The organism is Variovorax sp. J2P1-31 (genome assembly GCF_030317215.1).
In the GTDB taxonomy this organism is placed as follows: domain Bacteria; phylum Pseudomonadota; class Gammaproteobacteria; order Burkholderiales; family Burkholderiaceae_C; genus Variovorax.
This window is the reverse complement of sequence record NZ_JASZYA010000003.1, coordinates 465,952-485,928: the sequence shown is the minus strand read 5'-3', so window position 1 is coordinate 485,928 and position 19,977 is coordinate 465,952. Positions and strand designations below refer to the sequence as shown.

At 70.2% G+C, this 19,977-nt stretch carries 20 protein-coding genes; 12 read left to right on the top strand and 8 right to left on the bottom strand.

Features of this window, described 5'->3' with window-relative positions:
* Positions 1 to 3: 3 nt before the first annotated feature.
* The 10 genes from murD (at position 4) to QTI20_RS22195 (ending at position 11,560) form a co-directional block, all read left to right on the top strand.
* Positions 4 to 2,034: a UDP-N-acetylmuramoyl-L-alanine--D-glutamate ligase gene (gene murD / locus QTI20_RS22240; RefSeq protein WP_286554269.1), complete on the top strand. Its 2,031-nt coding sequence runs from the start codon at positions 4 to 6 to the stop codon at positions 2,032 to 2,034.
* On the top strand, positions 2,031 to 3,329 hold the full coding sequence (gene ftsW / locus QTI20_RS22235; RefSeq protein WP_503011437.1) for a putative lipid II flippase FtsW: 1,299 nt from the start codon (positions 2,031 to 2,033) through the stop codon (positions 3,327 to 3,329). Before murD ends, ftsW begins: the two co-directional genes overlap by 4 nt.
* Positions 3,326 to 4,411 carry an undecaprenyldiphospho-muramoylpentapeptide beta-N-acetylglucosaminyltransferase gene (gene murG, locus QTI20_RS22230; RefSeq protein ID WP_286554270.1) on the top strand — a complete coding sequence of 362 codons (1,086 nt, stop codon included), beginning with the start codon at positions 3,326 to 3,328 and terminating at the stop codon, positions 4,409 to 4,411. Before ftsW ends, murG begins: the two co-directional genes overlap by 4 nt.
* Complete coding sequence (gene murC, locus QTI20_RS22225) at positions 4,408 to 5,865, top strand: UDP-N-acetylmuramate--L-alanine ligase (protein WP_286554271.1); 1,458 nt, start codon at positions 4,408 to 4,410, stop codon at positions 5,863 to 5,865. Before murG ends, murC begins: the two co-directional genes overlap by 4 nt.
* A complete protein-coding gene (locus QTI20_RS22220) occupies positions 5,862 to 6,845 on the top strand; it encodes a D-alanine--D-alanine ligase (RefSeq protein WP_286554272.1) in 984 nt (327 codons plus the stop codon). Before murC ends, QTI20_RS22220 begins: the two co-directional genes overlap by 4 nt.
* A gap of 4 nt (positions 6,846 to 6,849) precedes the next feature.
* Positions 6,850 to 7,632 (top strand): cell division protein FtsQ/DivIB, encoded by a 783-nt coding sequence (locus QTI20_RS22215; RefSeq protein WP_286554273.1) that lies wholly within the window; start codon positions 6,850 to 6,852, stop codon positions 7,630 to 7,632.
* 20 nt (positions 7,633 to 7,652) lie between these two features.
* Complete coding sequence (ftsA, locus tag QTI20_RS22210; RefSeq protein WP_183024640.1) at positions 7,653 to 8,882, top strand: cell division protein FtsA; 1,230 nt, start codon at positions 7,653 to 7,655, stop codon at positions 8,880 to 8,882.
* A gap of 163 nt (positions 8,883 to 9,045) precedes the next feature.
* The gene (gene ftsZ, locus QTI20_RS22205) at positions 9,046 to 10,254 is read left to right on the top strand and encodes a cell division protein FtsZ (RefSeq protein ID WP_183024639.1); all 1,209 of its coding nucleotides are present in this window, start codon (positions 9,046 to 9,048) and stop codon (positions 10,252 to 10,254) included.
* A 187-nt stretch (positions 10,255 to 10,441) separates the two neighbouring features.
* The gene (gene lpxC / locus QTI20_RS22200; RefSeq protein WP_183024638.1) at positions 10,442 to 11,365 is read left to right on the top strand and encodes a UDP-3-O-acyl-N-acetylglucosamine deacetylase; all 924 of its coding nucleotides are present in this window, start codon (positions 10,442 to 10,444) and stop codon (positions 11,363 to 11,365) included.
* An 18-nt stretch (positions 11,366 to 11,383) separates the two neighbouring features.
* Complete coding sequence (locus QTI20_RS22195) at positions 11,384 to 11,560, top strand: hypothetical protein (protein ID WP_183024637.1); 177 nt, start codon at positions 11,384 to 11,386, stop codon at positions 11,558 to 11,560.
* Here QTI20_RS22195 and ruvC read toward each other — a convergent pair.
* The 3 genes from ruvC to QTI20_RS22180 are packed head-to-tail and all read right to left on the bottom strand — an operon-like array spanning position 11,557 to position 13,806.
* Positions 11,557 to 12,105 carry a crossover junction endodeoxyribonuclease RuvC gene (gene ruvC / locus QTI20_RS22190; protein WP_183024636.1) on the bottom strand — a complete coding sequence of 183 codons (549 nt, stop codon included), beginning with the start codon at positions 12,103 to 12,105 and terminating at the stop codon, positions 11,557 to 11,559. The two genes, QTI20_RS22195 and ruvC, sit on opposite strands and share 4 nt — an antisense overlap.
* A gap of 4 nt (positions 12,106 to 12,109) precedes the next feature.
* A complete protein-coding gene (locus QTI20_RS22185; protein ID WP_286554276.1) occupies positions 12,110 to 13,162 on the bottom strand; it encodes a phosphatidate cytidylyltransferase in 1,053 nt (350 codons plus the stop codon).
* Positions 13,159 to 13,806, bottom strand: a complete 648-nt coding sequence (locus QTI20_RS22180) for a lysophospholipid acyltransferase family protein (RefSeq protein ID WP_286554278.1) — start codon at positions 13,804 to 13,806, stop codon at positions 13,159 to 13,161. The genes QTI20_RS22185 and QTI20_RS22180 overlap by 4 nt, the downstream gene beginning before the upstream one ends.
* A gap of 19 nt (positions 13,807 to 13,825) precedes the next feature.
* On the opposite strand from QTI20_RS22180, the gene QTI20_RS22175 reads away from it, so the two are divergent.
* Together QTI20_RS22175 and QTI20_RS22170 are read left to right on the top strand one after the other, a co-directional pair.
* The gene (locus tag QTI20_RS22175) at positions 13,826 to 14,239 is read left to right on the top strand and encodes a ribosomal maturation YjgA family protein (RefSeq protein ID WP_286554280.1); all 414 of its coding nucleotides are present in this window, start codon (positions 13,826 to 13,828) and stop codon (positions 14,237 to 14,239) included.
* The gene (locus QTI20_RS22170; RefSeq protein ID WP_286554282.1) at positions 14,236 to 14,748 is read left to right on the top strand and encodes a GNAT family N-acetyltransferase; all 513 of its coding nucleotides are present in this window, start codon (positions 14,236 to 14,238) and stop codon (positions 14,746 to 14,748) included. Before QTI20_RS22175 ends, QTI20_RS22170 begins: the two co-directional genes overlap by 4 nt.
* A 7-nt stretch (positions 14,749 to 14,755) precedes the next feature.
* Here the strand turns inward: QTI20_RS22170 and mtgA are convergent, their stop codons facing one another.
* Genes mtgA through QTI20_RS22145 form a run of 5 tightly spaced genes read right to left on the bottom strand, consistent with a single transcriptional unit; the run spans position 14,756 to position 19,951 of the window.
* On the bottom strand, positions 14,756 to 15,517 hold the full coding sequence (mtgA, locus tag QTI20_RS22165; RefSeq protein WP_286554284.1) for a monofunctional biosynthetic peptidoglycan transglycosylase: 762 nt from the start codon (positions 15,515 to 15,517) through the stop codon (positions 14,756 to 14,758).
* 4 nt (positions 15,518 to 15,521) lie between these two features.
* Complete coding sequence (gene aroE, locus QTI20_RS22160) at positions 15,522 to 16,361, bottom strand: shikimate dehydrogenase (RefSeq protein WP_286554285.1); 840 nt, start codon at positions 16,359 to 16,361, stop codon at positions 15,522 to 15,524.
* 4 nt (positions 16,362 to 16,365) lie between these two features.
* Positions 16,366 to 17,226, bottom strand: coding sequence for an energy transducer TonB (locus QTI20_RS22155; protein ID WP_286554286.1), 861 nt, complete (start codon positions 17,224 to 17,226; stop codon positions 16,366 to 16,368).
* A 23-nt stretch (positions 17,227 to 17,249) separates the two neighbouring features.
* Positions 17,250 to 19,307: a ribonuclease catalytic domain-containing protein gene (locus tag QTI20_RS22150; RefSeq protein WP_286554288.1), complete on the bottom strand. Its 2,058-nt coding sequence runs from the start codon at positions 19,305 to 19,307 to the stop codon at positions 17,250 to 17,252.
* 47 nt (positions 19,308 to 19,354) lie between these two features.
* Positions 19,355 to 19,951: a YqiA/YcfP family alpha/beta fold hydrolase gene (locus tag QTI20_RS22145; protein ID WP_286554289.1), complete on the bottom strand. Its 597-nt coding sequence runs from the start codon at positions 19,949 to 19,951 to the stop codon at positions 19,355 to 19,357.
* Positions 19,952 to 19,977: the final 26 nt, after the last annotated feature.

Here is a 19,977-nt window from a genome sequence, read left to right as displayed (position 1 = left end):
ACCATGCGGCACCTGAAAGACCTCCCCGTCCTCGTCCTCGGCCTCGGTGCGTCCGGGCTGGCGATGGCGCGCTGGTGCGCGCGCCACGGCGCGCGGGTCACGGTGGCCGACACGCGCGAAGCGCCGGCGCTGCTCGGTCGGCTGCAGGCCGAATGGCCTGAGGTGGCCTTCGTCGGCGGGCCGCTGAGCGCTGCGCTGATCGAAGGCACCTCTGTGCGCGCCGTGTACTGCTCGCCCGGCCTGACGCCCGCCACGCTGGCCCCGGTGGTCGATGCGGCGCGCGCGGTCGGCCTGCCGGTGGGCGGCGAACTCGACCTGTTCGCGCGCGCCTTGAGCGACCTGCGCACCGTCGAGCTGCCGCCCGTCGCGGCCGAGCCCGAAGTCGAACCCGAACCCGACGCCCAGATGCAGATCGAGATGGCGCCGCAAGCCATCGAGGAGCCGGTCGCCGCCGAGCCGGTGCCGGAGGCGCCAGCGCCTGTCGACGCGCCGGAGGCCGTGGCGCCGCCGACCGAAACGACCGAGGCGGAAGCCGTCGAGCCCGAACCGGCCGCCACGCCGGACGCGATGGCCGAGAGCGCGCCGCGCGATCCGTCGACCCATGTGGCGGTGGCGCAGCCCGAAGAAGCCGCGCCGGCCGATGCCGCCGCGACCGAAGCGCCGGCCGTGCCCGCCGCAGCCCTTCGCCAGCCGACCGCCGGCCAGCCCTACGTCCCCAGCGCCGCCAAGGAGGCGGCCGAGTTCGTCGCGCGCATCGCCGAACTGGCGGTCTCGAACCCGGCCTCGGCCGCGGTCGAGGAAGCCGCCCCCGCGCCCGAACCGCTGCCGGTCGCCGTGCCCGCGGCACCCAAGGGCTACGAGCCCGCGGTGCTGGCCATCACCGGCACCAACGGCAAGACCACGGTCACCGCGCTCACCGGCCAGCTGGTCGAGCGCGCGGGCAAGACCGTGGCCGTGGCCGGCAACATCGGCCCGACCCTGCTCGACACGCTGAGCGCGCACCTGGATGCCGACACGCTGCCCGAGGTCTGGGTGCTCGAACTCTCCAGCTTCCAGCTCGACGGCGTGCAGGGCTTCGAGCCCACGGCCGCGACCGTGCTCAACCTCACGCAGGACCACCTGGACTGGCATGGCGACATGGCCGCCTACAGCGCCGCCAAGCAGCGCATCTTCGGCGCGCGCGGCCTGATGATCCTCAACCGCGACGACGCCGGCGTGATGGCGATGCTGCCGCCGCCGGTGCGCGTCAAGCTGCAGCGTCCGCAGATCCGCACCCACATCACCTTCGGCGCCGGGCTGCCGCTGCGGCCTTCCGACTTCGGCATCGAACGCGTCAACGGCATGACCTGGCTGGTGCGCGCGCTCGAGGCCGACGAAACCATCAAGCGCAAGCGCGGCGCGGCGGCGCAGGAAGAGGACATCATCCTGCAGCGCCTGATGCCCGCCGATGCGCTGCGCATCCGCGGCCAGCACAACGCGCTCAACGCGCTGGCCGCGCTCGCGCTGGCCAGCGCCGCCGGCTGCCCGCTGGGCCCGATGCTCTACGGCCTGCGCGAGTACCAGGGCGAGCCGCACCGCGTCGAATCGGTCGCGATCCTCGACCAGGTCGAGTACTTCGACGACAGCAAGGGCACCAACGTGGGCGCCACGGTCGCCGCGCTGGGCGGCCTCGGCGCCGAGCGCCGCGTGGTCGCGATCCTGGGCGGCGACGGCAAGGGCCAGGACTTCACGCCGTTGGCCGCGCCGGTGCGCCAGTTCGCGCGCGCGGTGGTGCTGATCGGGCGCGACGCGCCGGTGATCGAGGCCGCGCTGGCCGACACCGGCGTCACGATCGTGCACGCCGAATCGATGGAACAGGCCGTGCAGCTGGCCGCGCGCCGCGCCCATCCGGGCGACGCGGTGCTGCTGTCGCCGGCCTGTGCGAGCTTCGACATGTTCAGGGACTACGGCCACCGCGCCGCGGTGTTCTGCGAGGCGGTGCAGGCCCTGCCCGAGTCGTCCTGCGACGGCATCGACGAAGGACATTCGGCATGAACAACGCCAGCGCCGCCACCCCCAACGAAGCGCCGGGCCGCCTCAAGGGCTGGTTCACGCGCGCCGCCAAGAGCGGCATCGATGCCTTGCCAATGCACCTGCCGGTGCGGCTGGGCGGCGGCACCATGTCGCAGACCAAGGCCGCGCCGATGCGCGTGCTGGGCTTCGACCAGGCGCTGCTGTGGGTCACGCTGGCGCTTCTGGCCTGGGGGGCGGTGATGGTCTATTCGGCCTCGATCGCGCTGCCCGACAACCCGCGCTTCGCGCGCGCCGGCTACGGGCCGATGTTCTTCCTCACGCGGCATGTGCTGTTCATCGCGATCGCCTTCGTCGCGGCGCTGCTGGCCTTCCAGATCCCGATGCAGACCTGGGAGCGCATCGCGCCCTGGCTGTTCGTCGTCTCGCTGCTGCTGCTGGTGGCGGTGCTGATCCCGCACGTGGGCCGCGTGGTCAACGGCGCGCGCCGCTGGCTGCCGCTGGGCATCATGAACTTCCAGCCCTCCGAGCTCGCCAAGCTCGCGATGGTGCTCTATGCCGCCAGCTACATGGTGCGCAAGATGGAGATCAAGGAACGCTTCTTCCGCGCCGTGCTGCCGATGGGCGTGGCGGTGGTGGTGGTCGGCATGCTGCTGCTGGCCGAGCCCGACATGGGCGCCTTCATGGTGATCGCGGTCATCGCCATGGGCATCCTGTTCCTGGGCGGCGTCAACGCGCGCATGTTCTTCGTGATCGCCACGCTGGTGGTGGCGGCCTTCGCGCTGATCGTGATGACCAGCGAATGGCGGCGCGAACGGATCTTCGCCTACCTCGACCCCTTCAGCGAAGCGCATGCGCTGGGCAAGGGCTACCAGCTCTCGCACTCGCTGATCGCGATCGGCCGCGGCGAGATCTTCGGCGTCGGGCTGGGCGGCAGCGTCGAGAAGCTGCACTGGCTGCCCGAGGCCCACACCGACTTCCTGCTGGCCGTGCTGGGCGAGGAGTTCGGCCTGATCGGCGTGCTGCTGGTGATCGGCCTGTTCCTCTGGCTCACGCGCCGCATCATGCACATCGGCCGCCAGGCGATCGCGCTCGACCGCGTGTTCTCCGGACTGGTGGCGCAGGGCATCGGCATCTGGATCGGCTTCCAGTCCTTCATCAACATGGGCGTGAACCTGGGCGCGCTGCCGACCAAGGGCCTGGGCCTGCCGCTGATGAGCTTCGGCGGCTCGGCGATCCTGATGATCTCGATCGCGCTGGCGGTGGTGCTGCGGGTCGACTACGAGAACCGCGTCCTCATGCGGGGAGGCCGCATATGAGCCGCACCGCACTGGTCATGGCCGGCGGCACCGGCGGCCACATCTTCCCCGGCCTGGCCGTGGCCGAGGCGCTGCGCGCGCGCGGCTGGACAGTGCACTGGCTGGGCGCGCCCGGCAGCATGGAGCAGCAGCTGGTGCCGCCGCGCGGCTTCGCCTTCGAGCCGGTGCAGTTCGGCGGCCTGCGCGGCAAGGGTCCGCTCACGGTGCTGATGCTGCCGGTGCGCCTGCTGCGCGCCTTCGCGCAGAGCGTCGGCGTGCTGCGCCGCGTGAAGCCCGACGTGGTCATCGGCCTGGGCGGCTACATCACCTTCCCCGGCGGCCTGATGAGCGTGCTGCTGGGCAGCCCGCTGGTGCTGCACGAGCAGAACTCGGTCGCGGGCCTGGCCAACAAGGTGCTGGCCAGCGTCGCCAACCGGGTCTTCACCGCCTTCCCGAAGGTGCTGAAGAACGCCGAATGGGTCGGCAACCCGCTGCGCGCGGCCTTCACTTCGCAGCCCGACCCGGTCGTGCGCTTCCTGGGCCGCAGCGGTCCGTTGAAGCTGCTGGTCGTGGGCGGCAGCCTGGGCGCGCGCGCGCTCAACACCATCGTGCCGCAGGCGCTGGCGCGCATCGCGCCCGCCGAGCGGCCGATCGTGCTGCACCAGAGCGGCGCCAAGCAGATCGACGAGCTGCGCGCCAACTATGCGGCCGCCGGCGTCGACGCCGAGCTCACCCCCTTCATCGACGACACGGCCGAGGCCTACGCCACGGCCGACCTGATCGTCGCGCGCGCCGGTGCCAGCACCGTCACCGAAATCGCGGCCGTCGGCGCAGCAGCGCTGTTCGTGCCTTTCCCCTCGGCGGTGGACGACCACCAGACCACCAACGCGCGATTCCTGGTCGACGCGGGTGGCGGCTGGCTCGTCCAGCAGACCGAACTCACTCCCGAATTGCTGGCCGACTTGCTACAGAAAACCGAAAGAACCACCCTGGTGGACAAGGCCTCGAAGGCCAAGACGATGCAGAAGACCGAGGCGGTCGACCTGGTGGTCCGCGCCTGCGAAGAACTCGCCGACAAAAAGAAGAAGGGGAGCCGCGCATGAAGCACGCCATCCGCCACATCCACTTCGTCGGCCTGGGCGGCGCCGGCATGAGCGGCATCGCCGAGGTGCTGTTCAACCTGGGCTACCGGATCTCCGGCTCCGACCTGAGCGACAGCGCCACGCTGCGCCGGCTCGCGGGCCTGGGCATCACCACCTATGTGGGCCATGCCGCGGCCAACATCGCGGGCGCCGATGCGGTCGTGACCTCGACCGCGGTGCAGTCCGAGAACCCCGAGGTGCTGGCCGCGCGCGAGAAGCGCATCCCGGTGGTGCCGCGCGCCATGATGCTGGCCGAGCTGATGCGCCTCAAGCAGGGCATCGCGATCGCCGGCACGCACGGCAAGACCACCACCACCAGCCTGGCGGCCAGCGTGCTGGCCGCGGCCGGGCTCGACCCGACCTTCGTGATCGGCGGCCGGCTCAACAGCGCCGGCGCCAATGCGCAGCTGGGCAGCGGCGACTACATCGTGGTCGAGGCCGACGAGTCGGATGCGTCCTTCCTGAACCTGCTGCCGGTGATGGCGGTGGTCACGAACATCGACGCCGACCACATGGAGACCTACGGGCACGACTTCGGCAACCTCAAGAAGGCGTTCGTCGATTTCCTGCACCGCATGCCCTTCTACGGCGTGGCGATCCTGTGCACCGACGACGCCGCGGTGCGCGCCATCGTGCCGGAGGTGACCTGCCCGGTGACCAGCTACGGCTTCAACGAAGAAGCCCAGGTGCGCGCGGTCAACGTGCGCGCGGTGGGCGCGCAGATGCATTTCACCGCGCAGCGCCGCAACGGCGTGACGCTGCCCGACCTGGATATCGTGCTCAACCTGGCGGGCGAGCACAACGTGCTCAACGCGCTGTCGGTGATCGCGATGGCAGTCGAGCTCGGCGTGCCCGACGAAGCCGTGCAGCGCGGCCTGGCCGACTTCAAGGGCGTGGGCCGGCGCTTCCAGAGCTACGGCGACGTGGCGGCGAAGGATGCGGCCACTGCCGGCGCCTTCACGCTGATCGAGGACTACGGCCACCATCCGGTCGAGATGGCGGCCACCATCGCCGCCGCGCGTGGCGCCTTCCCGGGCCGCCGGCTGGTGCTGGCCTTCCAGCCGCACCGCTTCACCCGCACGCGCGACTGCTTCGAGGACTTCGTCAAGGTGCTGGGCACGGCCGACGCCGTGCTGCTGAGCGAGGTCTATGCGGCCGGCGAAGCGCCGATCGTGGCGGCCGACGGCCGGGCCCTGACGCGCGCATTGCGCGTGGCCGGCAAGGTCGAGCCGGTGTTCGTCGACGAGATCGGCGCGATGGCGCAGGCCATCCTGGACAACGCCCGTGCGGGCGATGTCGTGGTCTGCATGGGCGCCGGTTCGATCGGCGCGGTGCCGGGCCGGGTGGTCGAGCTGGGCGGCGCGGCCGCCTCGCCGAAGACGGTTTCTTTCACCTCCGAGGGGCGTGCACTGTGAGCACACCATCCATTCCCACTTCTTCCGTTTCCTCCCTGGGCAAGGTCGCCGTGCTGTTCGGCGGCACCTCGGCCGAGCGCGACATCTCCATCCTCTCGGGCACCGGCGTGCTGGAGGCGCTGCGCGCGCGCGGCGTCGACGCCCATGCCTTCGACCCGGCCGAGCGCGAGCTGGTCGAACTCAAGCGCGAAGGCTTCGCGCGCTGCTTCATCGCGCTGCACGGCCGCCACGGCGAAGACGGCACGGTGCAGGGCGCGCTCGAACTGCTGGGCATCCCCTACACCGGCTCGGGCGTGATGGCCTCGAGCGTGGCGATGGACAAGGTCATGACCAAGCGCATCTGGGTGGCCGACGGCCTGCCCACGCCCAAGTACGTGCGCCTGGCGGCCGACCAGCAGAGCCGCGAGCAGGTCCGCGTGGTGCCCGACCTGCTGGGCCTGCCGCTGATCGTCAAGCCGCCGCGCGAGGGTTCGTCCATCGGCGTGACCAAGGTCCAGGGCTACTCCGAGATGCAGGACGCGGTCGCGCTGTCGGCGAAGTACGACGCCGACGTGCTGTGCGAGGAATTCATCGAGGGCGAGGAAGTCACCTGCGCGGTGCTGGGCCACGGCCTCGACGCGCAGGCGCTGCCGGTGGTGCGCATCGCCGCGCCCGAAGGCGCCTACGACTACCAGAACAAGTACTTCACCGACGACGTGAAGTACCACTGCCCGAGCGGCCTGCCCGAGGCCGAGGAACGCGAGATCCAGCGCATCGCGCTGGCCGCCTACCGCACGCTGGGCTGCCGCGGCTGGGGCCGCGCCGACGTGATGATCCGCGCCAGCGACCGCAAGCCCTTCCTGCTCGAGATGAACACCTCGCCCGGCATGACCACCCATTCGCTGGTGCCGATGTCGGCGCGCGCGGTGGGCATCGCCTACGAGGACCTGTGCGTGCGCGTGCTCGCTTCCGCGGCCCTGGATTCGGAAGGCAAGGTCTAGCCCCATGGCCACCACCGCCCCCGTCCCCTTCGACGTCAAGCTGATGAACTTCACGGCCACGCTGGTGTTCGTGTCGTTCGCGCTGGTGTTGCTGGCGGCGGGCGCGTGGTGGGTGCTGCGGCAGCCCTTCTTCCCGATCGCCGGCCTCAAGGTCGACGGCGAGGTCACGCACAACAACGCCGTCACCCTGCGCGCCAACGTGGCGCCGCAGCTGGCCGGCAACTTCTTCACCGTCGACCTGGCGCGCGCGCGCAGCGCCTTCGAGTCGGTGCCCTGGGTGCGCAAGGCGGTGGTGCGGCGCGAGTTCCCGAACCGGCTGCGCGCCACGCTGACCGAGCACGTGCCGGTCGCGCACTGGGGCGACGAGACGGCTTCGAAGATGGTCAACGGCTTCGGCGAGGTGTTCGAAGCCAACACGGCCGAGGTCGACGACGACCTGCCGCGCCTCGACGGCCCGATCGAGCAGGCCAGCCAGGTCCTGGGCATGTACCGGCTGCTGGCGCCGCTGTTCAAACCCTACGACCTGACGGTCGAGGAACTGGGCCTGTCGAGCCGCGGCAGCTGGCATGTGCTGCTGGACAACGGCGCCACGGTCGAGCTCGGCCGCGGACGCAGCGAAGAGGTGGTGGTGCGCACCGAGCGTTTCCTGCGCACCGTGAAGCAGGTGGCCGCGCAGTACGGGCGCACCGTGGCCTCGGTGGAGGGCGCGGACCTGCGCCACAACGAGGGTTATGCGCTGCGCATGCGCGGCGTCACCACGGTCGTCACCGACCCCAAGAAGAAATAAGCGAATACCGAGGACATTTCATGCCCAAAGAATACAAAGACCTGGTTGTCGGCCTCGACATCGGCACCGCCAAGGTGATGGTGGTGGTGGCCGAGGTGCTGCCCAACGGCGAACTCAAGCTCGCCGGCCTGGGGGTGGCGCCGAGCAACGGCCTGAAGCGCGGCGTGGTGGTGAACATCGACGCCACCGTGCAGAGCATCCAGCAGGCCCTGAAGGAGGCCGAGCTGATGGCCGACTGCAAGATCGGGCGGGTCTACACCGGCATCACCGGCAGCCACATCCGCGGCATCAACTCCAGCGGCATGGTGGCGGTCAAGGACAAGGAAGTCACGCCGGCCGACGTGGCCCGCGTGGTCGAGACCGCGCGCGCGATCAACATCTCCAGCGACCAGCGCCTGCTGCTGGTCGAGCCGCAGGAGTTCGTGATCGACGGCCAGGACGTCAAGGAGCCGATCGGCATGAGCGGCATGCGCCTGGAGGCCAAGGTGCACATCGTGACCGGCGCCCAGAGCGCGGCCGAGAACATCATCAAGTGCGTGCGCCGCTGCGGCTTGGAGGTCGACCAGCTGATGCTGAACCCGCTGGCCTCGAGCCAGGCGGTGCTGACCGAGGACGAGCGCGAACTGGGCGTGTGCCTGGTCGACATCGGCGCCGGCACCACCGACGTGGCGATCTTCACCAACGGCGCGATCCGCCACACCGCGGTGATCCCGATCGCGGGCGACCTGATCACCAGCGACATCGCGATGGCGCTGCGCACCCCGACCAAGGACGCCGAGGACATCAAGGTCGAGAACGGCTACGCCAAGCAGCTGCTGGCCGACCCCGACACTCAGGTGGAAGTGCCCGGCCTGGGCGACCGCGGCCCGCGCATGCTGAGCAAGCAGGCGCTGGCCGGCGTGATCGAGCCGCGCATCGAGGAGATCTTCTCGCTGGTGCAGCAGGTGATCCGCGAATCCGGCTACGAGGAAGTGCTGTCGTCGGGCATCGTGCTGACCGGCGGCAGCGCCGTGATGCCTGGCATGGTGGAACTGGGCGAGGACATCTTCCTCAAGCCGGTGCGCCGCGGCATCCCCAAATATGCGAGCGCGCTGTCCGACATGGTGGCCCAGCCCCGTGCCGCGACGGTGATGGGTCTGCTCGAGGAAGCCCGCTTTGCCCGCATGCGCGGCTACAAGGTGGCCCAGAAAAACGGTTCCGTGAAGACCGCCTTCGGCCGCTTCAAGGACTTCATCGTGGGGAACTTCTGACATGACGCATTACCCACTGTGGCTGGCGCGCGGAAGCCCCCCTCGTCATTTCAATGAGCGATGGCGACGCACCGGGCCGCCCTCATGACACGCATCCGGTGAACGACAAGAAAAATTCATTGAAACAACAGCAACTGCAGCAGCAAGAAATTAGGAGTTCCAAATGGCCATCGAAATGATCGAAATGGAAGAGTTCAACCAAGGCACCCAGATCAAGGTGATCGGCGTCGGCGGCGGCGGCGGCAACGCGGTCGCGCACATGATCGAGCGCGGCGTGCAGGGCGTGCAGTTCTCCTGCGCGAACACCGACGCGCAGGCGCTGTCGCGCAGCAACGCGCCCAAGCTGATCCAGCTGGGCAACAACGGCCTGGGCGCCGGCGGCAAGCCGGACAAGGGCCGTGAAGCGGCCGAGCTGGCGGTGGACGAGATCCGCGCGGCCATCGACGGCGCGCACATGCTGTTCATCACCGCCGGCATGGGCGGCGGCACCGGCACCGGCGCGGCCCCCGTGATCGCGCGCATCGCCAAGGAAATGGGCATCCTGACCGTGGGCGTGGTGACCAAGCCCTTCGACTGGGAAGGCGGCAAGCGCATGACCAACGCCGACAGCGGCCTGGCCGAGCTCGAAGCCAACGTCGACTCGCTGATCGTGATCCTGAACGAGAAGCTGCTCGAAGTGCTGGGCGAGGACGTGACGCAGGCGGAAGCCTTCGCGCACGCCAACGACGTGCTGAAGAACGCCGTCGGCGGCATCTCGGAGATCATCAACGAGTACGGCGGCGTGAACGTCGACTTCGAAGACGTGCGCACCGTGATGGGCGAACCCGGCAAGGCCATGATGGGCACGGCCGCGGCCAGCGGCCCGGACCGCGCGCGCATCGCCGCCGAACAGGCCGTGGCCTGCCCGCTGCTCGAAGGCATCGACCTCTCGGGCGCCAAGGGCGTGCTGGTGCTGGTGACGGCTTCGAAGGGCTCGCTGAAGCTGTCGGAATCGAAGCTGGCGATGAACACCATCCGCGCCTACGCTTCGCCCGACGCGCACGTGATCTACGGCGCCGCCTACGACGAGAACCTGGGCGACGAGATGCGCGTGACGGTGGTCGCCACCGGCCTGTCGCGTGCCGACGCACGCCGCCAGGCACCGCTGCTGGAAGTGATCCGCACCGGCACCGACAACATCCCGTTCAACGTGCCGACCATGGGTGGCATGGGCCACGCCGGCGCGCACGGCCAGCCCAACTACGAAGGCATGGCGGTGCCCAGCGTGTGGCGCACCAACCGCACGATGGCCGCGGCCAAGGTCGACGCGCTGTCTTCGGGCGGCATGGACGATTTCGAGATCCCCGCCTTCCTGCGCCGCCAAGCGGATTGATGGGTGTGAAGCTGCTGCGCGACCCGATCTCGCACCTGTGCTGCTCGCCGTACCTGAGTACGGCTGCGCTGCTCGGCGTGAGCTCGGGCCGCTCGCGACGCTTCCCATCCCATCAATCCCGTTGGCTATGGGCAAGATAGTCTGGAGCGTGGCCCGCGGGGAACGGCGCGCTCTTAAAATCACGTCCGTGCTGCAACAAAGAACCCTCAAGTCCATCACCCGCGCCGTCGGCGTGGGGCTGCACAGCGGGCAGCGGGTCGAGCTCACGCTGCGGCCCTCGGCGCCGGACACGGGCATCGTGTTCCGCCGCGTCGACCTGCCCGAACCCGTTTCCATTCCGATGACGGCCGAGGCCGTCACCGACACGCGCCTCGCGTCGACCGTCTCCAACGGCGGCGCCAAGGTGCAGACCATCGAGCACCTGATGTCGGCCTGCGCGGGCCTGGGCATCGACAACCTGCTCATCGACATCACGGCCGACGAGGTACCGATCCTCGACGGCTCCGCGTCCTCCTTCGTGTTCCTGCTGCAGAGCGCGGGCATCGCGCTGCAGAACGCGCCGCGGCGCTTCATCAAGCTGTTGAAGCCCGTGGAAGTGCGCGAAGGCGAGGGCGCCAACGCCAAGTGGGCGCGGCTCGAGCCCTACCACGGCTTCAAGCTGAGTTTCGAGATCGACTTCGACCACCGGGTGGTCGACTCCACCGGCCAGCGCGTCGAGTTCGACCTGGGGCTGGGCTCCTACAGCCGCGACATCGCGCGCGCGCGCACCTTCGGCTTCACCAAGGAAGTCGAGTACATGCGCAGCAAGGGCCTGGCCCTGGGCGGCGGGCTCGACAACGCGATCGTGATGGACGACACCAAGGTGCTGAACGTCGGCGGCCTGCGCTACGACGACGAGTTCGTGAAGCACAAGATCCTCGACGCGATGGGCGACCTCTACGTGGTCGGCCGACCGCTGCTGGCCGCCTACAGCGCCTTCCGCTCGGGCCATGCGATGAACAACCAGCTGCTGCGCGAGCTGCTGGCGCACCCCGACGCCTTCGAGATCGTCACCTTCGACGACGAGAAGCGCGCGCCGGCCGGTTTCGCCGAAGTCGCGCGCGCCTGGTAACGCAGGCGCCGACGACCGATGCTGCTGTTCCGCTGGGCCATCCTGCTGCTGTTGCTGATCGCCGGCGTGTCCTTCGCGTTCTACGCGGGCACGGGCCAGATGAAGTACCGCCGCTTCGGCTGGATCGTGCTGAAGTGGACGCTGCTCGCGGCCTTCGGCTTCTTCGCGGTGCTGATCGCCGAGCGCGTCGCCTAGCGCGTCCGCCCCTGCCGGTACATCCCGCTGGTGCTGCGCGCCAGTGCCGAGGCCTCGCCCAGCCGCGCCATCGAACTGCCCACGTGCGCATGCGTGATCGCAATGCCCAGCGCGTCGGCCGCGTCGCTGCCCGGCAGGCCGGGCAGGTCGAGCAGGCGCTTGACCATCTCCTGCACCTGCGCCTTGGCCGCCTGGCCGTGGCCCGCGACCGCGCGCTTCATCTGCAGCGCCGTGTACTCGGCCACCGGCAGGTCGTGCGAGACCAGCGCGGTCAGGCAGGCGCCGCGGGCCTGGCCCAGCAGCAGCGTGGACTGCGGGTTCACGTTGACGAACACGATCTCCACCGCCGAGGTGGTCGGCTGGTAGCGCGCCACGATCTCGCCGATGCCGTCGAACAGCACCTTGAGCCGCGCCGGCAGGTTGCCGCGCTCGAGCTTGCTCGTGCTGATGGTGCCGCTGGCCACGTAGCGCAGCGCATGACCGTCGAGGTCCACCACGCCGAAGCCGGTGGTCTGCAGGCCGGGGTCGATGCCTAGGATGCGCACGCGATCAGACGCCGAAGTACCAGCGCACCGAATGGAAGAAGATCGGCGCCGCGAAGCACAGCGCATCGACCCGGTCGAGCAGGCCGTTGGCGCCCGTCACGCCCACGCCCTTGGGTCCCCAGTTGGGGATGCCGCGGTCGCGCTTGAGCGCCTTCATCACCAGGTGGCCCATCGAGCCCGCCACGCAGGCGATCAGCGCCATGGCCAGGGCCTGGCCGAACTTGAAGGGCGTGATGAAGGACATCAGCGCGCCCACCACGCTCGCGATCGCCATGCCCACGCCCCAGCTGGTCCAGTTGAAGCTGCGGCTCACGTTGGGCGCGAAGGGCGCGCGGCCCAGCAGGCGCTGGAGCCGGCCGCGCAGGCCGGTGGGCTGTGGCGCATCGGCCGCCAGCGGGGCGAACTGGCGCGCGATCAGGTGCTGCACCACCATGCAGGTCTGGACCACGAACACCAGGAAGAAGACCAGGAAGGCGCTCTTGCCCTCGTAGCCCGGAAAGCTCAGCAGCAGCAGCGCCGGCACATGGCTCATGCCGTAGACGCAGACCGTGATGCCCCACTGCAGCTTGGCGTTGCGTTCGAGGAAGTGGCTGGGGTCGTTGGCCAGCGCGCTCACCACCGGGATGGCGATGAAGACGTAGACCGGGATGAAGACCGTGAACAGGTCGAAGCGCGCCGTGCCCACCAGCACGAACTGGATCGGCAGCACCACGAAGAAGGCCAGAATCAGGCTGCGGTGGTCGCCCCGGCGCGTGGGCGAGAGCGTGATGAACTCGCGCAGCGCGAAGAAGGAGATGATCGCGAACAGCACGGTCGCCACGCTGGGCCCCAGCGCCCAGCCGATCCAGAACACGACCACCATGAACCAGGTGGTGCTGAGCAGCGCGCGGAAGTCGTTGAACTCGCGCAGCCAGGCCTCGCCGTGCGCGGCGTTGCGCCGTTCGCGAAAGCCGACCAGCAGGGTCGCGATGCTGATCACGGCCAGCAGGCCGAACACGATCACGAAGAGCGCGGCCACCTGCTGGGTGGGCGTGAGGTTGCGGAGGAAGGCGTTCATACGTTGCGCAGTGCGACCACCGCTTCGCGCGCGCGGTCCAGGAAGGCCCGGCGCTCCTCGTCGGCGCCCAGCGCGATGGGCGCGCCGAAGGTCACCGAGCACAGGATCGGCACCGGCACGATCTCGCCCTTGGGCATCACGCGCTGCACGTTGTCGATCCAGGCCGGCACCAGCACCACCTCGGGGAACATCTGGGCCAGCGTGTAGAGGCCCGACTTGAACTTCTGCGGCTCGCCGGTGTGGCCGCGCGTGCCTTCGGGAAAGATGATGATCGAGTCGCCGCTCCTGAGCGCCTCGATCAGCGGCATGAGCGGCGCCATCGGGTCGGGCGCGGGCGCGCCTTCCTCGGCCGGGGCCGGCGTGCCGCCGCGCTCCACGTAGATCGCGTTGAACACCTCGGTGGTGATCCAGCGCTTCATCGGCGTGTTGGCCCAGTAGTCGCGCGCCGCGATCGGGCGCGTGATGCTGCGCAATTCCTCGGGCAGCGCGGCCCAGATCATCACCAGGTCGAGGTGGCTCTGGTGGTTGGCGAAGTAGATGCGCTGCTCGGCCTTGGGCGGGCAGCCCCACCAGCGTGCCTGTGCCCCGGTGAGCAAACGCACCACGCCCAGCAAGACCCATCCCAGCAACTTCGCGGCAAACATGGAGGCGATGATACGGGGCATGAGATGGCATTCCCTCGACCGGCCCGCCGCGGCCTGGCGCTTCGATCCACGCGCGGGCCTCGCGGCGCTGGTCCTGTTCGTGCTGCTGGCGCTGCTGGCCACCGTGGGCGCGCGCGCCGGCTGGCTGCGTGGCTTCTTCGGCGACGTGCTGGCCGTCGCCTGGCTCTACTTCGTCTTCAAGAGCGTGGTGGCTGCGCGGCCCTGGCAACTCGCGCTGGCGGCCTTCGGCAGCGGCTGCCTGCTGGAGCTGGGGCAGTACCTGGCCAAGCTCTGGCACTGGCAGATCCCGAACCCGGTGCTGCGCATCCTGCTGGGCAGCACGCCGGACTGGCTGGACGTGCTGGCCTATGCGATCGGCGGCGCGGCGGTGCTGTGGATCGACGTGGTTTTCTTCAAAGGACAGAAGCGATGACCTGGCAGATCGATGTGGCGACGGCCGCCGACATTCCCGCGCTGACCGAGTTGATCCTCGCGCACGGCCCCAACGTCTGGAACTGGCTGCCGCCCGACGAAGTGGCGGCCCATCTAGCGCAGATCACGACCGGCGAGGTCGGTGCGGTGGTGGCACGCGAGGGCGATGCGGTGCTCGGCGTGGTCACCTTCTGCCGCACGACGCACTTTGCGCGCTACCAATCCGAGGACCGGCGCGACGCGGTGCATGGCTACGTCTGCGAGGCCGCGGTGCACCGCGAGGGCGTGGGCCGCGGCATCGGTGCCGCCCTGCTCACTGCCGCGCTGGGCGTGCTGAAAGCGCAAGGCCTGCGCGAGGTCTACATCGATCGCCACGAGGAGAACGCGGCCTCCGCCGGCATGATGCGCAAGGCCGGTTTCAGCGTGATCGACACCTTCGCCGAGCCGGCGCGTCGGCCCCATGGCTCGGGGCGCACCGCCGTCTCGCGCATCGTGTTCGAGCGCGCCTGACGCAGGCTCAGGGCAGCTCGGCCGCGGGCATGCGCGCCACGATGGTCGCGGCCCGGCCGCTCACGTAGGGCGAGCCCGGCCGGCGCTCGAAGAACTTGGGGCTGGGCAGCATCACGGCCAGCCGCGCCGCCTCGTTGGCGCTCAGCCGCGCGGCCGGCTTGTTGAAGTAGTGCTGCGCGGCGGCCTCGGCGCCGAAAACGCCTTCGCCCCATTCGACGTTGTTGAGGTAGATCTCGAGGATGCGGCGCTTGTCCAGCAGGAACTCGAGCGTGGTGGCGAGCACCAGCTCCTGGCCCTTGCGCAGCAGCGTGCGCTCGCCCGACAGCAGCAGGTTCTTGGCCAGCTGCTGCGTGATGGTCGAGCCGCCGCGGATCTTCGGCGGCGCGGGCTCCCGGCCGCGCGCGCGGGCCTGGGCGGCGCGGCGGGCCGCGATCTCCTCGGCCTTGGCATTGCGCTGGCGCGCGCGTTCGATGGCTTCCCATTCGACGCCGCCGTGCGAGATGAAGTCGGCGTCCTCGCTGGCGATCACCGCGCGCTTGAGCGTGTCGGCGATGCGCTCGTAGGGAACCCATTCCTGCTGCCAGGCGCGCGTCTCGCCCTTGGCCGTGTTGTCGCGGCCCGCGCTCGCGATGCGCCAGGCCTCGGAGCGCTGGAAGGTGGTCGATTGCGGGTCGATGGCGACCATCAGCGCGATGCGGCCGATGAAGAACAGCTGCAGCGCCAGGCCGGCGGCCGCGAGGCAGGCGATCAGGCGCAGCAGCCCGCGCACGGCTTCAGCCCTCGAGCTGCGCGCGCAGCTCGGCCAGCACCCGCGCCGAGGGCGGGCGCACGCCGCGCCAGATCGCGAAGGACTCGGCCGCCTGCTCGACCAGCATGCCCAGCCCGTCGCGCGGCACCGCGCCGTGGGCGCGGGCCCAGTCCATGAAGGCCGCGGCCGCGGGCCCGTACATCATGTCGACCGCCAGCGCGCCCGGGCGCAGCACGCCGGCCGCGACCGGCACCGCATCGCCCGCGAGGCTCGAAGCCGAGGCATTGACCACGATGTCGAAATCGCCCGGCACGGTGTGCAGTTCATGCGCCTCGATCACCGCGCCGTGCGACAGCGCCAGCGCCGCATGCCGCCGCACCAGCGCCACGGCCTTGGCCAGCGTGCGGTTGGCCAGCACGATGCGCCGCGCGCCGGCGTCGAGCAGCGGGCCGATCACGCCGGCCGCCGCGCCGCCCGCGCCGATCAGCAGCACCTCGCGGCCCGCGATCGCGACGCCCGCGTTGCGCTGGATGTCGTTCACCAGGCCCGCGCCGTCGGTGTTGTCGCCGTGCACGCCGTCGTCGCGGAAGCTCAGCGTGTTCACCGCCTGGGCCAGCGCCGCGCGCGGGCTCACGTGTTGCGCCACCGCGCCGGCGTCGAACTTGAAGGGCACGGTCACGTTGCAGCCGCGGGCCGTGCCCTCGGGATCGGCGCGGAAGGCCGCGATGCCGTCGGCGAAGCCGTCGAGCGCGATCTGGCGGCGGCCGTAGGCCAGGGTCTGGCCCGTGAGTTCGGCAAAGCGGGCGTGGATCCACGGCGAGCGGCTGTGCGCGACCGGGTTGCCCATGACGCAGTAGAGGTCCATGGTCTCAGGGTTGGCGCGCGGACAGCTGCGTTTCCAGCGTCTCGTCGCGGGTGAAGCGGAAGCGCGAGGGCAGCACGATCTGGTCGGCCTGGCGGCGCATCGCGTCGCTGAAGCGGCCGAAGCTGCCGATGCTGCGCACGATGGCCTGGGCCCGGCGGTCCAGCGCCAGGTTGCCCGAGGTCTGGACGATCTCGGTGCCGAGCACGCTGCCGTCGAAGTTGACGGTGACCAGCATCGTGAGTTCGCCGTAGAGCTTGCGGCCCGCGACCTCGGGGAAGTTCTCGGTGCCGCGCGACTCGATGCGCCGGCGCAGCGAATCGACGTACACGGCGTAGGCCTCCTCGCGCGTCGACGGGCTGATGTAGCGCTTCTTGGGCCGCGCGTTCTCCTCGTTCACGCGGCGCTCGATCTCGGCCAGCAGGTTGAGCAGCTGGCGGCGCTTCTCTTCCTGCGCCGCGGCCTCGCTCGGCTGGCCCGCCTGGCGCGGGTCGGGGACCGGCATGGCCGCGAGCTGCTGCCGGATCTGCGTGAGCAACTGCTGCTGCTGCGCCTGCAGGGCCTCGACCTTGCGTTCGGCGTCTTCCATCGCATCGCCGACCGCGGTGAAGGTCGAGGGGGGCAGCGGGCTGGTGGCGCGGCCGCGCTCGAGGTCGCCGCCGCCGGCCATCGACTTCTGGGCGATGGCCAGGGCCTTGTCGGGCCGCTCCTGGGTGGCGGCGTTGACCAGGATCACCTCGAGCGGCGTGTCGCGGAACACGCGGTCCATGGCCTCGGGGTCGATGAAGCGCACCGTGAGCAGCAGGGCATGGGCCACCACCGACAGGCCCAGCGCGATCTGCAGGGTGCTCAGGTCTTTGAGGTTCATCGGGCGTGCGTCGGCGGCGGTGCTCAGGCGGGCGTGTTCTCCGTGCCGGCCTCGCTGTCGCTCAGGTCGACCGCGATGGCGATCGGGCCGGCCACTTCCTCGTCGTCCTCACCCGCGCCGTCTTCCAGCGCGGCGTCATCGACCGGCGCATCGAGGCGCTCGAGCACGGTGCCGTGTACGTCGAGCGCGATCTCGTCGATCTCGCCCAGCTTCACCCGCAGGTGCGCGCCGCGCTCCTGCTGGCCGGCCACCGGGAACACCAGCGGCAGCGTGTCGGCCCGCACCAGCGCGCCGTTGGGCAGGTCCTTGATCACCGTCGCCGTGAGCTCGGTGATGCCCTGCTGCGCCAGGTACTTGAGCGTCCAGAAGCGTTCCATGCCGCCCTGGTAGGCGTTGTAGGTGGCGTAGGCCGCGTCGAAGCCCGAAAGAATCGAGAACAGGTCGGCGTCCTTGGGCTTGAAGGGCGCGGCCAGCGCGGCGGTCTTGCCGTGGCGGGCCGCGGCGATGATCTGCCACTGGTTCACCAGGTCGGTGTAGCGGCGCAGCGGCGAGGTGCTCCAGGCATAGCTCTTCACGCCCAGGCCCGCGTGCGGCAGCGCGCGCGTGCCCATGCGCACCTTGATGCCCGGTGCCAGGCTGGCCTGGCTGCGGTAGAGGCCGGGCACGCCCAGCTCGCCCAGCCAGCCGCCCCAGCTGCTGTTGGCCAGGATCATGGCCTCGGAGACGATCAGGTCGAGCGGCGCGCCGCGCTGGCGCGTGCTGATCTGCACCTGCTCGCTGCCGTCCGGCTCGCCCTCGTTGCCGACCAGGCGGAAGTTGTAGTCGGGCCGGTTGAAGTTCTCCGGCTTGCCGCGCACCACCTCGCGCTGCGCCTTGAGCGCCTTGGCCAGGCGGAACAGGAACATCAGCGGGTCGCGCAGCGTGGTGACGATGGCGGGCGCGCCGGCGCCGGGCACCGAGGCGTCCTCGAGCCAGGCCTGGGTGATCACGCTGTCGAGCTGGTCGTGGCGCAGGTTGGCGACGATCGGCACGCGCTCGATCTTCGTCTCGGTGCCCTGCAGTTCGAGCGTGGCCTCGTCGTAGCGCGCGTAGAGCGACACCGCCGGGCGGTCGCCGCCGTCGAGCAGCGTGTAGGTCTGCACCACCGCGTCGGGCAGCATGGTGATCTTGTGGCCGGGCATGTAGACCGTGGACATGCGCGCGCGCGCCACCTGGTCGAGCGCGCTGCCGGGCGCGAAGGCCAGGCCGGGCGCCGCGATGTGCACGCCGACCGTGACGGTGCCCGTGCCCAGGCCCTGCACCGACAGCGCGTCGTCGATCTCGGTGGTCTGCGAATCGTCGATCGAGAAGGCCTGCACGCCTTCGGCCAGCGGCAGGTCGTCGGCGATCGGCGGGGCCGCGAGCGCGGGGAAGGCCGTGCCCTTGGGGAAGTTCTCGAACAGGAAGCGCTTCCAGTGGAACTGGTAGGCCGAGTCGATGGCGCCCGCGCGCTCGAGCAGCTCGAGCGGCGCGCGCTGCGCGGTGCGCGAGGCCTCGACCACGGCCTTGTATTCGGGGGCGTTCTTGTCGGGCTTGAACAGGATCTTGTAGAGCTGCTCGCGCACCGGCGCCGGGCATTCGCCGGCCACCAGCTGCGTCGCCCATTCGGCGATCTGGGCCAGCACCTGCTTCTTCTTCTCGATCGCGGCCAGCGCCTGCTGGACGATCTCGGCCGGCGCCTTCTTGAAGCGGCCCTTGCCGGCGCGCCGGAAATAGTGGGGCGCCTCGAACAGCGCGAACAGCGCAGCCGCCTGCTGGGCCTGCGTCGGGTTGGACTGGAAGTAGTCGGCCGCGAGGTCGGCGAAACCGAACTCGCCCTCGGCCGCGAATTCCCAGGCCAGGTCGAGGTCCATGGTGGCGGCCAGTGCGCGCGCCTCCGCGATCAGCTCGGCCGGGGCCGGTTTCTCGAAACGCAGCACGATGTGGGCGCTCTTGACCTTGAGCCGCTTGCCGGTGTCGAGCTCGACCTGCGCCGACGCCTCGGCCTCCGACAAAACGCGGCCGCCGAGGTACTTTCCGGCTTCTTCGAACAATACAAACATGGGCCGGATTGTCCCACGCGGCCCCGGCGCCGGCGCCGAGGCCGGGATCAGCCGGGGTGGACGAAGCGCATCACGTCGTCGAGGTGCTTCGCGGCGAAGTCCGACAGCGCATGGTCGCCGCCCTCGAGCAGCCGGATCCGGCTGCCCGGATAGCGGGCGGACATCTCGCGCCAGTCGAGCACCTCGTCGCCCTTGGCGATGATGGCGAACACCCGTTCCGGACGCGACAGTTCGCCGACCTCGAGGGTGCGCAGCTGGTCGATGAATTCGGGGCGGAAGAAGAAGTGCTGCTGCGGGTCGTGCCAGGCGGTCTGCTCGCCGATGTGGCGGCCCAGGTCGCGCGCGGGCTCGACGGCCGGGTTCAGCAGCACCGCGCGGCAGCGCGTCATGGCCGCCACGTAGGTCGCATAGAAGCCGCCCAGCGAGGAGCCGATGACCGCCATCGATTCGCGCGGCCAGTCGGCGATGCCGCGCATCACCATGTCCATCGCCTCGCACGGCGAGGGCGGCAGCTGGGGGCACCACCACTGGAGCCCGGGGTGGCGTTGCTGCACGCGCTGCGCCACCAGCCGGGCCTTCATGGACTGCGGCGAGGAGCGGAAACCGTGCAGGTAGAGCAGGTGGGTGACAGGACGCTGTGGCATGCGGGTGGGGCTGTCGAAGCGGCGGC

What these genes read in the sequence shown, in the direction of transcription:
- murD (WP_286554269.1), top strand. Translation starts at nt 4, where the DNA reads ATGCGGCACCTGAAAGACCTCCCCGTCCTCGTCCTCGGCCTCGGTGCG.
- ftsW (WP_503011437.1), top strand. Translation starts at nt 2,031, where the DNA reads ATGAACAACGCCAGCGCCGCCACCCCCAACGAAGCGCCGGGCCGCCTC.
- murG (WP_286554270.1), top strand. Translation starts at nt 3,326, where the DNA reads ATGAGCCGCACCGCACTGGTCATGGCCGGCGGCACCGGCGGCCACATC.
- murC (WP_286554271.1), top strand. Translation starts at nt 4,408, where the DNA reads ATGAAGCACGCCATCCGCCACATCCACTTCGTCGGCCTGGGCGGCGCC.
- QTI20_RS22215 (WP_286554273.1), top strand. Translation starts at nt 6,850, where the DNA reads ATGGCCACCACCGCCCCCGTCCCCTTCGACGTCAAGCTGATGAACTTC.
- ftsA (WP_183024640.1), top strand. Translation starts at nt 7,653, where the DNA reads ATGCCCAAAGAATACAAAGACCTGGTTGTCGGCCTCGACATCGGCACC.
- ftsZ (WP_183024639.1), top strand. Translation starts at nt 9,046, where the DNA reads ATGGCCATCGAAATGATCGAAATGGAAGAGTTCAACCAAGGCACCCAG.
- QTI20_RS22195 (WP_183024637.1), top strand. Translation starts at nt 11,384, where the DNA reads ATGCTGCTGTTCCGCTGGGCCATCCTGCTGCTGTTGCTGATCGCCGGC.
- QTI20_RS22185 (WP_286554276.1), bottom strand. Translation starts at nt 13,162, where the DNA reads ATGAACGCCTTCCTCCGCAACCTCACGCCCACCCAGCAGGTGGCCGCG.
- QTI20_RS22180 (WP_286554278.1), bottom strand. Translation starts at nt 13,806, where the DNA reads ATGTTTGCCGCGAAGTTGCTGGGATGGGTCTTGCTGGGCGTGGTGCGT.
- QTI20_RS22175 (WP_286554280.1), top strand. Translation starts at nt 13,826, where the DNA reads ATGAGATGGCATTCCCTCGACCGGCCCGCCGCGGCCTGGCGCTTCGAT.
- QTI20_RS22170 (WP_286554282.1), top strand. Translation starts at nt 14,236, where the DNA reads ATGACCTGGCAGATCGATGTGGCGACGGCCGCCGACATTCCCGCGCTG.
- aroE (WP_286554285.1), bottom strand. Translation starts at nt 16,361, where the DNA reads ATGGACCTCTACTGCGTCATGGGCAACCCGGTCGCGCACAGCCGCTCG.
- QTI20_RS22155 (WP_286554286.1), bottom strand. Translation starts at nt 17,226, where the DNA reads ATGAACCTCAAAGACCTGAGCACCCTGCAGATCGCGCTGGGCCTGTCG.
- QTI20_RS22150 (WP_286554288.1), bottom strand. Translation starts at nt 19,307, where the DNA reads ATGTTTGTATTGTTCGAAGAAGCCGGAAAGTACCTCGGCGGCCGCGTT.
- QTI20_RS22145 (WP_286554289.1), bottom strand. Translation starts at nt 19,951, where the DNA reads ATGCCACAGCGTCCTGTCACCCACCTGCTCTACCTGCACGGTTTCCGC.